We start from the raw sequence: 15,390 nt of genomic DNA on the forward strand, positions 1-15,390 counted from the left end.
CCCAAGGCACGCATCACCAACCCGGAAGGAATACGCACATGAACAAGATCGTCTTCACCGCTCTCGCCGTCCTCCTTGCCACCGGCAGCGCTTTTGCCGGCAGCGACCATTTCTCCGCGAATGCCGGCCAGCAGGCCGCCGCCTTCGATACCACCACCACCGCTTCCATCGCCACGCCCGACATGGCCGGCCACGACATGCAGCCGGTGGCAAGGATTGCTGCGGATGAGCCCGGCCGGGGCATTTGGGGTCATTAGGCCGGTTGGACCGTAGGTCCTCATCCAGGAGTCAGGACCATGGCTCCTGATCCCCGATGGGACCGACGGTCCTCATCCAGGAGTTCGGAACCAAAGGTGCTGTTCGCGCGGGGAAGGCACGCCTCGCCAGATCAAACACCCGAGGTCCCGATCTCCCCGGCGCCGGTCGGTCTTCAGTCGGACCGGCCGGCTCCGGTTCCGCAGCCGGCGGAGGGTCGCACCGGGCCCTCCGCCATTCTCTCTCACCTAGCCTGAAACGCAGCCAATCGTGGCCATAAGAGGAGATTACTGATGTTCAACATGACACGCCGCATGGTGCTTGGATCCGCCGCCGCCGCTGCCGCCTTCGGCATCGCCGGCAAACTCGAATTCGCCCCGGCGGCGCACGCCGAAACCCCGGTCGAGCCGCTGGTCGGCTTCTACAAATACAAGGTCGGCGCGCTCGAGGTCACCGCCGTCTATGACGGCATCTGGCGCAAGCCGCACGATCCGGCCTTCATCAAGGACGTCTCTGTCGACGACACCAAGGCAGCGCTCGCCAAAGCGGGGCAGACCACCGAATTCATGCCGATCCCGCTTACTGTCGTAGTGCTGCAGATGAACGGCCGCACCATCATGATGGATGCCGGCTCCGGCGTCGGCCAGTGGCAGGCCAACGCCACGCATCTGCCGGCCAACATGAAGGCCGCCGGCATCGACTACAAGTCGATCGACACCATCTTGATCTCGCATTTCCATCCCGACCATGTCTGGGGCCTGATGGAGAAGGGCACCAACAATCCGGTGTTCCCGAATTCCGAGCTGATCGTCAACGCCACCGAGTACAATTGGTGGACCGACCCGAGCCGTCTCGCCAAGCTGCCCGAAGGCCGCAAGCCAGCGGGAAAACGCATCGCCGAAAACTTCCCGAAATGGAAGAACTGGAAGCTGGTCGACGACGGCACCGAAGTGGTGCCCGGCATCCGCATCATGGCAGCACCCGGCCACACGCCCGGACACTCGGTCTACCATGTCGACGCCGGCACCGAGCAGTTCCTCGTCTCGGCCGACACCATGTATGTGCCGGCGCTGCTTGCCCCGCATCCCGAATGGCAGGGCAGCTACGACCAGGACGGGCCGATGGCGATCACCACGCGCCACAAAATCATCGACCAGGTGATCGCCGACAATGTCCGTATCTGCGGCTCGCACTTCCCCTTCCCCGGCACTGGCAGCTTCGTCAAGGACGGCAGCGCCTACGCCTTCACCCCAACCCAGATCTGATGTGAATCGGATCCTGAACAGAAAGCGACAACTCCAATGAAACACGCACTTTTCGCGATGCTCGGCGCCATTGCGGTGCTGACCGCGGTTCCAATCGCCATCGCCGTTCCGGCCTATGCCGTGGACGACGTCGAAGGCGCGGATGCGCCCGACCTGACGGCCGTCAAGGCCAAGATCGACGCCAAGGACTACAAGGGCGCGCTGGCCGACCTGCGCGACCTCGCGCAGGACAACCAGCAGGCCGATGTCTACAATCTGCTCGGCTTCACACTGCGCAAGACAGGCGACTACCAGACCTCGCTGACCTACTACAACAAGGCGCTGGAGCTTAAGCCCGACCACAAGGCCGCCCACGAATATCTGGGCGAGCTCTATGTCGAGACCGGCGACATGGCCAAGGCCAACGAGCAACTCGCCTCGCTGCAAAAGCTCTGCCCGGCGGGCTGCGAGGAACTCTCGGACCTCAAGCAGGCCATCGACACCAAGGTGACCAAGTAGGTTCACCAAGGTGACCAAGTAGGTTTTGCGCAGAAATAAATACTTAGAGCGGTTCAGCGATTCCGTGAAATTGAACCGCTCTGGCGGAGCCGGCGTTTTCTTCCCTCACGCCGGTTCCGCGCCCCTACAGCAGGCGATCGGCACCAGGTGGCGACGTCGACAATAAAACTTTTGGGCGCCACGGCGGTAGCGCCCGAAAACCGGAGCCGGCGTCTTCTCCCTCGCGCCGGCTCCGACCCTTTCAACACCAAGCGCACGCAGGCGCGCGTCCTTCAGGGCGCGTGGCGCCTGCCTGTTTCCAAACTGGAGCCGACCATGACACCGATCGAACTCGCCGAGAAATTTCACGCCAGGGATGCGGTGCTGCTTGCCGGCCGCTTGCTTCTGTCGCTGCTCTTCGTGCATGAGGGTGTCGAGCTGGCGACCCATTTCGAAGGCGCGCAGAAGGCGATGGCCGCGCTCGGCGTCGGCGCGCCGCTGCTTCTCGCCGTCATCGCGCTGCAGCTCGGCGCCGGCCTGTCGGTCGCGCTCGGCGTCCTGGCGCGGCTCGGCGCCCTTGGGCTCGGCCTGTTCTGCCTGATGACGGCCGGTCTCTTCCACACCAACTTCGCCAGCCAGAACGAGCTTCTGCACTTCGAGAAGGACCTGGCCATTGCCGGCGGCATGTTCATCCTGATGCTGAGCGGCGCGGGCCGGTTCTCCGTCGACCGCGTGCTGTGCGCGATGATGAAGGGCAGGGCAGGCGCTAAGGCGGACAACACAGCCGCGCCATCCGAGCCGCATCTGTCGACAGGTGTGACCAGCCTGCCGGTATGAGGCTGGCGCCCTACAACACGCTGGTAATCCCGCCATCCACCAGCAGCGTCTGCCCCGTGACGAAGCTTGCCGCATCCGACGCCAGGAACACGGCGGCGCCGGCAAGCTCCTCCACATCGCCCCAGCGCCGCATCGGGGTGCGGCCGGTGAGCCAGGTCGAGAATGTCTCGTCGGCGACCAGGGCGGCGTTGAGCACCGTCTTGAAATAGCCAGGCGCGATCGCGTTGACGCGCACGCCGTACTGGCCCCATTCGCCGGCCATCGACTTGGTCAGCATGGTGATGGCGCCCTTGCTTGCCGCGTAGGGCGCGATCGAGGGGCGGGCGAGCACGCTCTGCACCGACGACACGTTGATGATCGAGCCCTTGCGGCGCGTAATCATCCCCTTCACAACGGCGCGGCTGACCTTGAACACGCCGTCGAGATTGGTCGCCATCAGCGCGTCCCAGTCGGCGTCGGAAAAAGTCTCGAGCGGCGCCCGGCGCTGGATGCCGGCATTGTTGATCAGGATGTCGATCGGGCCGACATCGGCTTCGGTCGCGGCGATGGCAGCGTCGACCGATTGCGTATCGGTGACGTCGATCAACGACTCCGAGATATCATGGCCCTCGGCGCGCAAGCGGTCGCCGGCTTCTTTGAGCTCGTCGGCCTTGCGGCCGCCTATGGTGACGCGCGCTCCGGCGCCGGCAAGCGCTTCGGCGAAGGCAAGCCCCAGCCCGCGGCTGGCGCCGGTGATGAAGGCATGCCTGCCTTCGAGGCCGAACAGGCGGCCGAGATAATCAGTCGAATGCAATTTGCACCTTCATCGATTGCGATTTGTCGCTCGCCAGCTCGAAGGCTCTGCGCGCTTCGGCAAGCGGCAGCGTGTTGCTGAGCAGCGGCGCGACATCGATGCGGCCCGAGCCGATCAGGTCGACCGCGAGAGCGAATTCCGTGTCGAAGCGGAAGCTGCCTTTCAACTGGATTTCCTTGCTGACGATCATTGAAATCGACAGCTCCGCCGTCGCGCCCTGGCCGACGGTCACCAGCGTGCCGCGCGGCTTGATCACAGGCAGGGCGCTCGCCACCGTGGCGCCTTGGCCGGCGGCTTCGAAGACGACGTCGAAAGTGCCTTTGTTGGCGGCAAAGTCGTTCATGGCGTCGGGATGCGCGCCGACATTGATCGTGCGGTCGGCGCCGGCTTTGGACGCATAGGCGAGCGGCTTGTCCTGCACGTCGGTAATGATGATTTCGCGCGCGCCGGCAAAGCGCGCGGCCAGCACCAGCAATGTGCCGATCGGCCCGGCGCCCATGATCAGCACCCGGCTGCCATAGACCGGCGCCTGGGCCACCGCATGCAGCGTGACGGCCAGCGGCTCGGCAAAGGCGCCGGCGGTCGGGTTGGAGCCGTTGACCAGAGGCACGGCATTTTCGGCGCGGCAGACGAGGTGCTCGGCAAAGCCGCCCTGCACATGCGGCGTGCGCATCGCCGAGCCGAGGAAGCGCATGTCGAGGCAATGGATCGGCTGTCCGTTCCGGCAGTAGGCGCAGACGCCGCACGGGTTGGCGGGATTGACCGCCACCGCCGTGCCGACAGCCAGGCCGGAAACGCCGGCGCCCAAGGCCTCGACGCGGCCGGCGATCTCATGGCCGAGGATCATCGGCTCCTTCATGCGCACGGTGCCGAAGCCGCCATGGCGGAAATAATGCAGGTCCGAGCCGCAGATGCCGCCGCGTTCGATGCGCACCAGCACCTCGCCGGGACCGGGCGTTGGCGTCGCGCGCTCTTCGACATGAAGATCGAGCGGCTGGCGCAGCACCACCGCGCGCATCGAGGCTACAGGCGACAAACCGGCTCTCCGCATTTTCCGCGCTTCTACGGCTAGCAGGAAAACGCTGTCCGGTTCAACGATTTATCCGACAAATCGGACCACTTGGGTAAAGCGACCGGAGTGCCCCGGTTGCTGTCCCCCTTGGCGAGATATCCAGTGACGCTCATGAACGAGACGGCGAGGCGTGTTCACATCTTTGCGAGCATGGATCGGTCGCAGCCGTGTCATGCCGGGCGAAATTGCGCCGGATCTGAGATATGCCGGATCTTGCGCCGGCCGAGTAACGGGCTACTCGCCCACGATGCGCTGGTGTACGCGGCCGAGGCTCTGCGTGAAGGCCTCGAACGTGCCGCGTTCGGTCAGCTCGCGCAGCACCTGCTCGTTAATGCCGCCGCGCGTCGCATAGTCCTGCGCAAGATGCATGAAATCTTCGTCCGGGGCGGTGTCCGGTGCATTGGCCAGCGCCTTGAAGATGCTGGTGATGTACGCGCGGCTCTTGTCACTCGCTACACCTTGGCTCCGCACCCAGGCATGGATGGTGTCGAGATATCTGAAATAGCCGGCATAGGTCGCGGTGACGACGCTGAGCGCGTCGAACTCGCTTTGGTCCTCGACCTCGATCACGCCGCCCAGCCGGCCGAAGAACGCCGCGACGCTCGAGTCCGGCGGGCAGATAAGCGTCGCGCCCTGCAAGCGGGCGATCATCGGCATGGGCAAGGCTTTGGTCACGCGCGTCGCCGGAGCAACGAGCGCGGCGATCTCTTCGCGCGACACCGTGGCGATCAGGCTGACGACGTGATGGTCCGGCCGGAACCGCAACCCTTGCAGCACCTCGCGTGCGATCTGCGGCCGCACCGCGAGCATCACGGTGTCGCTGTGGTCGAGCACAGCCTGGTTGTCGGCGGCGACGCGCACATCCGGATAGCGCGCGGCAAGCTCGGCGGCGATCGCCTCGTTGCGCGGCGAAATCGCCACCGGCGTCGTGTCGCCCGGCAGCGATTTCAGCCCGGTGACGATCGCCGCGCTCAGCGCGCCCGTGCCGACAAAGCCAAGTCTCATGGATGATTCCGCCCCTGTTTCGGATTGCCGGCGACAATAGCGACGGTTCCGTTGCGGGCAAGCCTGGCCCTGAGGCTGTCGCAACACTTTCCGCGACAGCCCCGTTCAGCAGGCTTCAGCGCTTCGGTCCGAAGCCGGGATACGGGCTGAGCGGGACGACCGAAGCGATGTCCATCATCCCGGCCTCGATCAGCGGCAGGGTGGCAAGATGGCCGCGCACTTCCTTCTCGTCGGCCGCCTCGAACATCATGCCGCTGCCGGGAATGTCGCCCCGGTTCCAGATCTGGCGCACCGCGCCCTGCGCGTAGAGCGTCTTGCGTTGTTCGGACTCCGGCGGCAGCAGCGGCGCGAAGTCGGCGTCGCTGAACTTCTGGGTGTTGCGGGTAAGCAAGGCAAAGAACTGCATGGCGGTCTCCTGTGTGGCTGGTTGATGCCAGGAGGTATCGCGCCGGCTGGTCAGACTGTCCAAGACTGATTAGGCTATAGTTCAGACGTTTGCAGACTGATAATACTGGGAGCGAAAAATGCTCGACCTGCGTCAGATAAGATATTTCGTCGCCGTCGCCGAAGCAGGCAATGTCGGCCGCGCCGCCGAGCAGTTGCACATCTCGCAATCGCCTTTGAGTCGGCAGATCATGCAGCTGGAGGAGCAGCTCGGCGTCGCTTTGTTTGAACGCGCCAGGCAGCGCGTCCATCTCAATGCCGAGGGCAGGGCCTTTCTTGCCGAAGCCCGCGCGTTGCTTGCCAATGCCAGGCGGTTGGAGGAGCTCGGCCGCAACCTCGCCACCGGCGTCACCGGCAGCCTTGTTATCGGCTATGTCGAGGGCGCGGTGCATGCCGGGCTGGTCGCGGCGATGCTCAAGGATTTCCGCCGCGCGCGGCCGGAATTTCATTTGCAGTTGCGCAGCCTGCGCACGGCGGTGCAGTTCGAGGATCTGCGCAGCCGCGTGCTCGATCTCGGTTTCGTCTATTCCCCGGCGCCGGAAGGCGCCCCCGATATCGACAGCGCGCTGGTGCGACGCGAGCCGCTGGTGCTTGCGATCCCGCAGAACGATCCTTTGGTCGACGTCGCCGACATCCAGCCCGGCGATCTCGATGGCCGCGTCTGGATCACCGTCGTGCGCCAGCCCGGCGACACCAACCGCGCGCAGTTCCTGACCGCCTGCGTCGAATCCGGCTTCGTGCCTGACATCGTCTACGAAACGGCTGACCCGTTGACTTCGCTCGGCCTGGTCAGCGCCGGCCTCGGCCTTGCGACGGTGCAGGAAAGCCTGCGAAACGCCGCGCCGCCCGGCCTGGTCTTTCGCGACCTGCCCTGGTTCAAACGCAGCGTCTCGATCCATCTGGCATGGCGGCGGCAGGATCGGAGGGTGGTGGTGGGGGATTTGAGGAAGGCAGTAGTGAGTAGTGAGTAGTGAGTAGTGAGTAGTGAGTAGTGAGTAGTGAGTAGTGGGTAGTCAGTAGTCAGTAGTCAGTAGTGCGCAGGTCGTCAGCTAATTGCTCACTACTGACTATTGACTGCTCACTACTGCCCTACATCTTATCTATCACCGCCCTAACCCCTTCCGTCGGCGCGTCGACCGACGATCCAGCCACCATGATGGCGGCGACGATGGCCTCGGGGTCGTCGACCACCAGCGGCTTCACCCGCTGCGCGGTGTGGATGAAGCCCTCGGCCGACATGTGGTCGATCAGCGCCAGCATGGGGTCCCAAAAACCCTTGACGTTGGCGAAGACAATCGGCTTGCGGTGATGGCCAAGCTGCGCCCAGGTCATGATCTCGACGATCTCCTCGACCGTGCCGATGCCGCCCGGCAGCGCCACAAAGGCGTCGGATTTCTCGAACATGCTATGCTTGCGCTCGTGCATGTTGTCGGTGATCAGCAATTCGTCGAGCTTGTCGAGCGCGGTTTCGGTCGCTTCCTTGTTGATCAGGAAGCGCGGGATGATGCCGGTGACCTTGCCGCCGGCCCTGAGCGCGCCCTCGGCAACGGCGCCCATGATGCCCTTGGTGCCGCCGCCATAGACGAGTCGCAGTCCGGATTTGGCAAGCGAGCGTCCAAGCAGATGGCCGGCCTTGATATAGGCTTCATCGCGGCCCGGAGACGAACCGCAATAGACGCAGACGGATCGAATCGTGTTCATGAGGATCATTGGTGATGGGGCCGATTGGCCGGGTCAAGTCCGGGCAAGGGCTTTTTCTTGTGAGCGTGAAAAAAACACGTTAGAGCAATTCCAGGAAAAGTGCGTTGCGGTTTTCCGTTGGGAATTGCGCCAAAACAAAGAGTTAGAGCGTTTCACCCCCTTCTCGAAGGCGGCAAAACGCGCAAAACCGGGCGTTAGGTGGCTAAGGGGGCATAAAATATATGGCTATCAATCCTTCTAAGGCGTTTTTGTTCGCGGCGGGCGGTGTCGCCGTCGTCGCGGCGGTCGCCTACGGGTCGGGCGCGCTCGATCCCTACATTCACAAAGACAATAAGCCGGCGCAGATCGCCGCGCTGCCGCAGACCGACGCCAAACCGGCCCAGTCCAGCAGCACCACGACCGAGGCGCGCCTGCCGGCGCCCGCAAACACAATGGCGCCCGCCAACACGATGGCGCCGGCGAACAATGCAATGGCGCCGGCATCGACCGCTCCCGCGGCGTCTTCATCCGCGGCGCCCGCTGCCCAGGCGCCGGCCCCCGCAGGCCCCGCGCTGCCGAGCTTCGATGTCGTGCGCGTCGAAAGCAATGGTTCGATCGTCGTCGCCGGCAATGCCGCGCCCAACGCCAAGGTCGAAATCCTGAATGGTGGAACCGCGCTCGGCTCGACCCAGTCCGGCCCCGACGGCGCCTTCGCCATCGTGCTCGACGATCCGCTGAAGCCCGGCGATTACACGATCACCTTGCGCCAGACGGTGGCCGGCACCGCCGTTGCCTCGGCGCAGACAGCGGTCGTCTCGGTGCCGAAGAGCTCGACCGGCCAGGTGCTGGCTATGGTCGAGGAGCCGGGCAAGGCCTCGCAGCTGATCACCGTTCCGCAAGCCGAGACCAAGCCAACGGCTCCCGCCGCCACCGACCAGGCGGCCCCGGCCGCCACCGACCAGGCGGCCCCGGCCGCAACCGACCAGTCGGCGACGCCGGCGGCACAGGCTCCGGCAACGACCGCGCCGGCCGCAGCCGGCACGGCTGCAGCGCCCGCGGCAACGGCGCCGGCTGCAACCAGCCAGGCCGCCGCTCCGGCAGCGCCTGCCGCGACCGCGGCCGAGCCCAAGATCGCTGTCGAGGCGGTCGAGATCGACGGCAGCAAGATCTTCGTCGCCGGCACTGCTGATCCCGGCCGCAAGGTGCGCGCCTATGCCGATGCCATCCTGCTCGGCGACGCGCAGACCTCGCCCGATGGCCACTTCCTGATCGAGGCAACGCGCGACATCCCAGTCGGCAGTTACACCATCCATGTCGACGGCCTGGGCGATGACGGCGTCAAGGTCATTGCCCGTGCCGCCGTGCCGTTCGAGCGCGAGCCCGGCGAGTCCGTCGCCGCCGTAGCCCCAGGCGCGACGAAGCCGAGCGAGGCCAAGTCGGCCGAGATCAAGACCGCCGAGGCCACGCAACCGGCCGCGCAGGCCAACCCCGCCGAGGCTCCGGCCACGGCGCCGGCGCCGGCCGCCACCGCGGAGGCGCCTGCAGCCACGGACATCAAACCCGCCGAAACCACCGCGCCGGCCGCCGCGACGGCTGAGGCCGCCAAGCCCGCAGCCACCGCCGAGGCTCCGGCCAAGACAGCGGAAGCGACGCCGTCGGCCGACGTGCCCGAAACGATGGCGCCGAAGCTCGAACATGCCGACGGCGCCGTCATCATCCGCCGCAACGACACGCTCTGGCGCATCTCGCGTCGCGTCTACGGCCATGGCGTGCGCTATTCGACCATCTATCTCGCCAACCAGGACCAAATAAGCGATCCCGACCGCATCTGGCCGGGCCAGGTGTTCAAAGTGCCGTCCAAGTCCAAGGAAGGCGAGGACGCCGACATGAAGTCGATGGGCGAGCAGGCGACGGCGCCGACGAAGACGGAGTAGCGGCACTTCGTCATTCTAGGGCGGAGCAAGGAGCGAAGCGACGCGCGCAGACCCTAGAATCCATGCCGTGACATAAAGGCGATGCCACGGTGCAGACCTATCCCGGCATGGATTCTAGGGTCTACGCGACGCTTTGCGTCGCTTCGCCCTGGAATGACGAACGAGAGGGCTGCGCGTCTCCTTCGAACAAATCTACCCATCCGCCTAGCTTGCCCTATCCCGCTCCATCGTCTATCGGCGATGGACGATGACCGAATCCCCCGAAGAGCGCTGCGGCAGCGACAGTCACGCCATGGCGCTGCGTCTGGCGGCGCTCTCGCATCCGGCGCGCATCGAGATCCTGAAGCGCCTGTCGGCCAGCCGCTGCTGTTCCTGCCGTGAAGTGGTCGATCACCTCGATCTCGCGCAATCGACCGTCTCGCAGCATCTGAAAGTGCTGGTCGAGGCCGGGCTCGTGCGCTTCGAGGCCGACCGCCAGCGCTCGCGCTATGCGGTCGACCATGCAGCACTTGCCGGCGTCTCGGCCTCGCTCACCCAACTCGTCGCTACCTGCTGCCCGACTCCGGGATAGAGCATGATGTCACTCGAAAACCGCTCCGCACTTTTCGGCATCATGCTCTGGCGCCGCTGACACTCTCACCCAAAAGGCAAGACTTGTGGCCGAAAAGACCGTATCCGCCGAAGCCGACACGCTGACCACACTGCGCAATCTCTGGCCGTATATGTGGCCGGCTGACCGCGCCGATCTCAGAGCCCGCGTCACCTGGGCGACTTTGCTCCTCGTCGTCGCCAAGGTGACGCTGGTCGCCGGTCCCTATTTCTTCAAATGGGCGACGGACGCGCTGGCCCACGCCGCCAAGACGCCGCCGCCGCTGCCGGCTTTCCTGCTGGCGCCGGTGATGCTGGTCATCGCCTATAATGTGCTGCGCCTGATCCAGCTCGGCTTCAACCAGCTGCGCGACGCGCTGTTTGCCCGCGTCGGCCAATATGCGGTGCGCCAGCTCGCCTTCCGCACCTTCGTCCACATGCACCAGCTGTCGCTGCGCTTCCATCTCGAGCGCCGCACCGGCGGCCTGTCGCGTATCATCGAGCGCGGCACCAAGGGCATCGAGACGATCGTGCGCTTCATCATGCTGAACACGGCGCCGACCATCCTCGAATTCGCGCTGACGGCCGGCATATTCGCCTTCACCTATGGCTGGAGATACGTGGCCGTGGTGGCGATCACCGTCTGGTTCTATGTCTGGTTCACGGTCAAGGCGAGCGACTGGCGCATCTCGATCCGCCGCGACATGAACGACAGCGACACCGATGCCAACACCAAGGCGATCGACTCGCTCTTGAATTTCGAGACGGTCAAATACTTCACCAATGAAGCCATGGAGGCCGAGCGCTTCGACCGCTCGATGGCGCGCTACGAGGCCGCCGCGACCAAGACCTGGACCTCGCTCGGCTGGCTGAACTTCGGCCAGGGCGTCATCTTCGGCATCGGTACGGTTGTCGTCATGTGCATGTCGGCTCTGGAAGTGCAGGCCGGCACGCAGACCGTCGGCGATTTCGTCTTCATCAACGCCATGCTGGTGCAGCTTTCGGTGCCGCTCAACTTCATCGGCTTCATCTACCGCGAAATCCGCCAGGGGCTGACCGATATCGAGCACATGTTCGACCTGCTCGATGTGCCGCAGGAAATCGTCGACAAGCCGGGCGCAAAACCGCTGGTCGTCAGCGCCGGCAAGGTCGAATTCCGCGACGTGCATTTTTCCTACGACGCAAACCGCAAGATCCTGAAAGGCGTTTCCTTCGAGGTGCCGGCCGGCAAGACGGTGGCGATCGTCGGCCCGTCGGGTGCCGGCAAGTCGACCATCTCCAGGCTTCTGTTCCGCTTCTACGACGTGCAGTCCGGCCAGGTGCTGATCGACGGACAGGATGTGCGCGACGTCACGCAGGCGAGCCTGCGCGCCGCGCTCGGCATGGTGCCGCAGGACACCGTGCTGTTCAACGACACGATCGCCTACAACATCCGCTACGGCCGTGTCGGCGCCAGCGAGGACGAGGTGCGCAAGGCCGCCGAGCTCGCCCAGATCGGGCCTTTCATCGAGAAGCTGCCCGAAGGCTACCGCTCGATGGTCGGCGAGCGCGGCCTGAAACTGTCGGGCGGCGAGAAGCAGCGCGTGGCGATCGCCCGCACCATCCTCAAGGCGCCGCCGATCCTGATGCTGGACGAGGCGACCTCGGCGCTCGACAGCCACACCGAGCAGGAAATCCAGGCGGCGCTCGACCTCGTCAGCAAGGGCCGCACCACCATCGTCATCGCCCACCGCCTGTCGACGGTGATCTCGGCCGACGAGATCATCGTGCTCAAAGACGGCCAGATCGCCGAGCGCGGCACCCACGCAGCACTCCTCGCCAAACACGGCCTCTACGCCTCGATGTGGGACCGCCAGCGCGAAGCCACCGAAGCCGAGGAGCGCCTGCGCATCGCGCGCGAGAGCGACGAGCTGGGTGTTGTCGTGCGGCGCAGGACGGCGGAGGTGAGCTAGAGCTGATGCCTCTTCCTTCTCCCCTTGTGGGAGAAGGTGGATCGGCGCGCAGCGCCGAGACGGATGAGGGGTGTTCCAGGGAATACCAACGCCTCACTCCGCTGGAACACCCCTCATCCGTCGCCTTCGGCGACACCTTCTCCCACAAGGAGAGAAGGGGATGAGCCGCCCCGCCAAAAATCCCCCTTGACCTCAACTTACCTTGAGCTTGCAAACCATCTCCGAGCCGCCTGCCAGGCAAGCAAAAAATCGGAGATGAATGAAATGAACACCGACAATCACCACAATGGCAGCGTCTTCCGGGTCGACAAGTTCGTCGTGCCGGCCGAGGCGCGCGATGAGATTCTGAGCAAGGTATTCCAGACGCATGCGCTGCTGCGCCAGCAGGACGGCTTCGTGCGCGACTACCTGCTCGAGCAATTCTCCGGCCCGGGCGAGTTCAACCTCGTCACCATGGTCGAATGGGAAAGCCAGGCGGCGGTCGACAAAGTGGTGCCGATCGTCAAGGCCGCACATGAGCGCATCGCCTTCAGCCCGCAGGAGACGCTCCAGCGCCTCGGCGTGAAGGCCGACATCGCCAACTATCAGCGCGTGCCGGAGCTGTAAGAAGGCCATCCGGTTCCCGGCGAGGCCACTGCGACGCTCAGCACCTGGCCGGTGCGGGCGTCGCTTACCATGTGCTCGAAGCCGCGCCATTGCGCGGCAAGGATGAACAGGGTCCTGCCATCGGCGCCGCCCAGCATGCAGGCGAAACAGCCGCGATCGACTTCGACCCGATCGACTTTCGCGCCGTCCTCACGCACCCTCACGCAGCATCGGTTAGGCACGTCGGCATACCAGACACAACCTTCGGCATCGACGCAGATGCCGTCGGGATGATCGCTGACGAGATCGGCCCAGACGCGCCGCTTGGAAAGGCTCCCGTCTTCGCCGATGTCAAAGGCCGTCAGCCGCCTGGCGTGGGATTCGGCGACGATCAGCGTCCGGTTATCCGGCGTCACCGCCATGCCGTTGGCGAAGGCGATATCCTCGGCGACCTGCCGAACCGTGCCGTCAGGCGTGATCAGCACAATGGTGCCCGGTCCGAAATGCTCGCCCGGCGCCGGTTCCGGCCCGCCGCCATTGACATAGATGTTGCCGCGCCCGTCGACGACGATCTCGTTCCACGGACTTTTCGACAGGTCGCGCAAATCGGCATGGGTGACGAGCGTTCCGTCCGTTTCCTGCCGCAACAGCAAACCTTCGCGGCCTGAGACAACCAGCAGGCGGCCGTCCGGCAACCAGTCGATGGAGTAGGGCAGCACAGCCGGTACGGTGAGCATAATCTGGCGGTTGCCGGCGGCATCGACGGCGATGATCTCGCCGGTACCCCAGTTGCAGATCCATAGACGTCCGTCATGCCAGCGCGGCGATTCACCGAAGGCGAGGCCCTCCGTCAAGAGACGTGCTTGAAGGGCTGATTTCTGCATGTGTGGGTGCTCCTCATTGCGCGCGTCATCATGGCCCGGGCGGTCCATGAATGACGCTGCCTCAGCAAGGACGGGCGAGGGCGCGCGTTGCCGACATGCATCGCGCAACAAATCGACTCAGCCGCCGCAACACTGAGTTCCTCAAGCAGCCTCAAAGTCGGTGTTCTTTAGAATATTAGCGAGCTAGACATGGTGAAAATGAATTTCAAGCTCCCTTTTATCCGCTCTTCCAGGTGATATTCTGCCAACGGAATCTGATCTCTCGGTACTGCTCTGCTGTAGCTAAGAAGGCCGCTGGAATGTTCAGAATTTTTTCGCGGAAGAAAAAGCTTCAGCAGTCGGCAACGGTTTCGGCAGATCGTTCTCAGCAGCCGGTGGCCAGCCCGCACGTGTCTTCAGTTATTGTCCCGTTTTCGGCAGTCGAGCGCGCTGCCAAGGAAAACTATGCCGCTGATCTCGTGACGGCGGTCATGGATTTCGTGAACGCAATGTTTGATCAGGGTCTCTACAAAGATCACGAAATACCGGCGTCGGCGAGGCAGTTTTTTCACACTTACCTCTACGGCCTGGAAGTAAATAATGGGGGCCATAGCCAATTTATCCGCAACTACCGTGGTCACCTCGACAAAATTACCTCCGATGCGTGTTTGGCCCTGGCTGGAATGCGGGCAACAAATCATTTGGCTGCTTTAGAGAAAATGGTTGCTTGGGTCAGGGAACATCCCAGGGAAGCCGAGGAACAGACTGGATTTGAGGGTGGACGCGCTGATTTTCTCGATGGTCTCGACGATATTTTCCACAAGGAGGAAGATAGTGTCCCACTGCTTGCACGCGCAGTGGGGTGGATCGCCTCGTGGCCTGAACTGGAGATTGTCGACGATGCCGAATGCCAAGAGGCCATTCTCGATGTTGTGATGGCTAACCCCATGCGCGAACCTCGGTTGCGCCATCGCTCAGTGTTCCATCTGAAAGCAGTGATGACCAGCCGACTTCAAGTGGGCATCGGTCTCGCTTGTGCAGGGTTGCCGCACCCCGAGGTTAAGCTCGGGGTCGGCGAAGGAACGATGTTGGACATAGACGGCGAGAAGCAGATGGTTTTTCCCGTCGTTACCAATGCCGCCAGAGCGCTTTTGTGCGTAGTCACGTCAACACATGCGGCTGCGTACCAGTATCTCGCTGCTGATGGCACGGAGAGGCAACTCGACCTCGGTCCGACCGACAGCGTCGATGAGCTATTTGGCGAAGATGCTCCTCGTGTTGGCCTGAAACTGTCGCATGTCAGCGCTGATTCAATAACAACAGTCATCAAATTGGCGGAAGTCTACCGGGCACCAGCAGCCCTCGACCTCCTTTTGCGTAGGGGCGGAATAGACACGGCAGGAGCAGTTGCCTTGCCATCGATGCTGGTCCCGAGAGAGGGAGGATCGGTCGTCAGTTGGACAGTTGCCGCTGGTGGTAGACCGTTGATTTTGTTGTCCGCTCCCAACTGGAGCATGCTCTCGAGATCGGGTGCCGAAGATCCGCTGGCGGACGCCCATAGGCTTGAGATCGAAGAACATTTTGCGCGCGCCGAAGCCGATGGTGCCGACTAATCTGGTCTGACTGTCTCGATGGGCCGC

16 protein-coding genes are annotated in these 15,390 nt (G+C 63.9%); 10 read left to right on the plus strand and 6 right to left on the minus strand.

Going from position 1 to position 15,390, the window contains the following annotated elements; genetic code table 11:
* Positions 1 to 38 precede the first annotated feature (38 nt).
* The 4 genes from AB6802_RS23945 to AB6802_RS23960 all read left to right on the plus strand — a co-directional run bounded on the left by AB6802_RS23945 (position 39) and on the right by AB6802_RS23960 (position 2,834).
* Complete coding sequence (locus AB6802_RS23945) at positions 39 to 257, plus strand: DUF680 domain-containing protein (protein ID WP_371012659.1); 219 nt, start codon at positions 39 to 41, stop codon at positions 255 to 257.
* A 291-nt stretch (positions 258 to 548) separates the two neighbouring features.
* Entirely contained in the window at positions 549 to 1,520 is a 972-nt protein-coding gene (locus AB6802_RS23950) for an MBL fold metallo-hydrolase (RefSeq protein ID WP_371012660.1), read from the plus strand.
* A gap of 57 nt (positions 1,521 to 1,577) precedes the next feature.
* Entirely contained in the window at positions 1,578 to 2,018 is a 441-nt protein-coding gene (locus tag AB6802_RS23955; protein WP_371012761.1) for a tetratricopeptide repeat protein, read from the plus strand.
* Between the two features lie 315 nt (positions 2,019 to 2,333).
* On the plus strand, positions 2,334 to 2,834 hold the full coding sequence (locus AB6802_RS23960) for a DoxX family protein (RefSeq protein WP_371012661.1): 501 nt from the start codon (positions 2,334 to 2,336) through the stop codon (positions 2,832 to 2,834).
* A 10-nt stretch (positions 2,835 to 2,844) separates the two neighbouring features.
* Here AB6802_RS23960 and AB6802_RS23965 read toward each other — a convergent pair whose 3' ends face one another.
* The 4 genes from AB6802_RS23965 to AB6802_RS23980 all read right to left on the minus strand — a co-directional run bounded on the left by AB6802_RS23965 (position 2,845) and on the right by AB6802_RS23980 (position 6,110).
* Positions 2,845 to 3,627, minus strand: coding sequence for a glucose 1-dehydrogenase (locus AB6802_RS23965; protein WP_371012662.1), 783 nt, complete (start codon positions 3,625 to 3,627; stop codon positions 2,845 to 2,847).
* Positions 3,614 to 4,645, minus strand: coding sequence for an L-idonate 5-dehydrogenase (locus tag AB6802_RS23970; RefSeq protein ID WP_371012762.1), 1,032 nt, complete (start codon positions 4,643 to 4,645; stop codon positions 3,614 to 3,616). The genes AB6802_RS23965 and AB6802_RS23970 overlap by 14 nt, the downstream gene beginning before the upstream one ends.
* Before the next feature lie 288 nt (positions 4,646 to 4,933).
* A complete protein-coding gene (locus AB6802_RS23975; protein WP_371012663.1) occupies positions 4,934 to 5,704 on the minus strand; it encodes a pyrroline-5-carboxylate reductase in 771 nt (256 codons plus the stop codon).
* Between the two features lie 115 nt (positions 5,705 to 5,819).
* Complete coding sequence (locus tag AB6802_RS23980; protein ID WP_371012664.1) at positions 5,820 to 6,110, minus strand: muconolactone Delta-isomerase family protein; 291 nt, start codon at positions 6,108 to 6,110, stop codon at positions 5,820 to 5,822.
* 118 nt (positions 6,111 to 6,228) lie between these two features.
* On the opposite strand from AB6802_RS23980, the gene AB6802_RS23985 reads away from it, so the two are divergent.
* Entirely contained in the window at positions 6,229 to 7,119 is an 891-nt protein-coding gene (locus tag AB6802_RS23985) for a LysR substrate-binding domain-containing protein (protein ID WP_371012665.1), read from the plus strand.
* Between the two features lie 118 nt (positions 7,120 to 7,237).
* On the opposite strand, the gene AB6802_RS23990 is transcribed toward AB6802_RS23985, so the two are convergent.
* Complete coding sequence (locus AB6802_RS23990) at positions 7,238 to 7,849, minus strand: TIGR00730 family Rossman fold protein (protein ID WP_371012666.1); 612 nt, start codon at positions 7,847 to 7,849, stop codon at positions 7,238 to 7,240.
* A 221-nt stretch (positions 7,850 to 8,070) separates the two neighbouring features.
* On the opposite strand from AB6802_RS23990, the gene AB6802_RS23995 reads away from it, so the two are divergent.
* From AB6802_RS23995 to AB6802_RS24010, 4 genes are all read left to right on the plus strand, one after another.
* Positions 8,071 to 9,762, plus strand: coding sequence for a LysM peptidoglycan-binding domain-containing protein (locus AB6802_RS23995; RefSeq protein WP_371012667.1), 1,692 nt, complete (start codon positions 8,071 to 8,073; stop codon positions 9,760 to 9,762).
* Between the two features lie 247 nt (positions 9,763 to 10,009).
* Positions 10,010 to 10,333 (plus strand): ArsR/SmtB family transcription factor, encoded by a 324-nt coding sequence (locus AB6802_RS24000; RefSeq protein WP_371012668.1) that lies wholly within the window; start codon positions 10,010 to 10,012, stop codon positions 10,331 to 10,333.
* A gap of 85 nt (positions 10,334 to 10,418) precedes the next feature.
* Positions 10,419 to 12,302, plus strand: a complete 1,884-nt coding sequence (locus AB6802_RS24005; RefSeq protein WP_371012669.1) for an ABC transporter ATP-binding protein/permease — start codon at positions 10,419 to 10,421, stop codon at positions 12,300 to 12,302.
* 264 nt (positions 12,303 to 12,566) lie between these two features.
* Positions 12,567 to 12,908: an antibiotic biosynthesis monooxygenase gene (locus tag AB6802_RS24010; RefSeq protein WP_371012670.1), complete on the plus strand. Its 342-nt coding sequence runs from the start codon at positions 12,567 to 12,569 to the stop codon at positions 12,906 to 12,908.
* On the opposite strand, the gene AB6802_RS24015 is transcribed toward AB6802_RS24010, so the two are convergent.
* The gene (locus tag AB6802_RS24015; RefSeq protein ID WP_371012671.1) at positions 12,887 to 13,771 is read right to left on the minus strand and encodes an SMP-30/gluconolactonase/LRE family protein; all 885 of its coding nucleotides are present in this window, start codon (positions 13,769 to 13,771) and stop codon (positions 12,887 to 12,889) included. The two genes, AB6802_RS24010 and AB6802_RS24015, sit on opposite strands and share 22 nt — an antisense overlap.
* 299 nt (positions 13,772 to 14,070) lie before the next feature.
* On the opposite strand from AB6802_RS24015, the gene AB6802_RS24020 reads away from it, so the two are divergent.
* A complete protein-coding gene (locus AB6802_RS24020) occupies positions 14,071 to 15,363 on the plus strand; it encodes a DUF4375 domain-containing protein (RefSeq protein ID WP_371012672.1) in 1,293 nt (430 codons plus the stop codon).
* The last annotated feature ends 27 nt before the right edge of the window (positions 15,364 to 15,390 follow it).

Source organism: Mesorhizobium sp. RCC_202, from assembly GCF_041355295.1.
Lineage (GTDB): Bacteria > Pseudomonadota > Alphaproteobacteria > Rhizobiales > Rhizobiaceae > Mesorhizobium.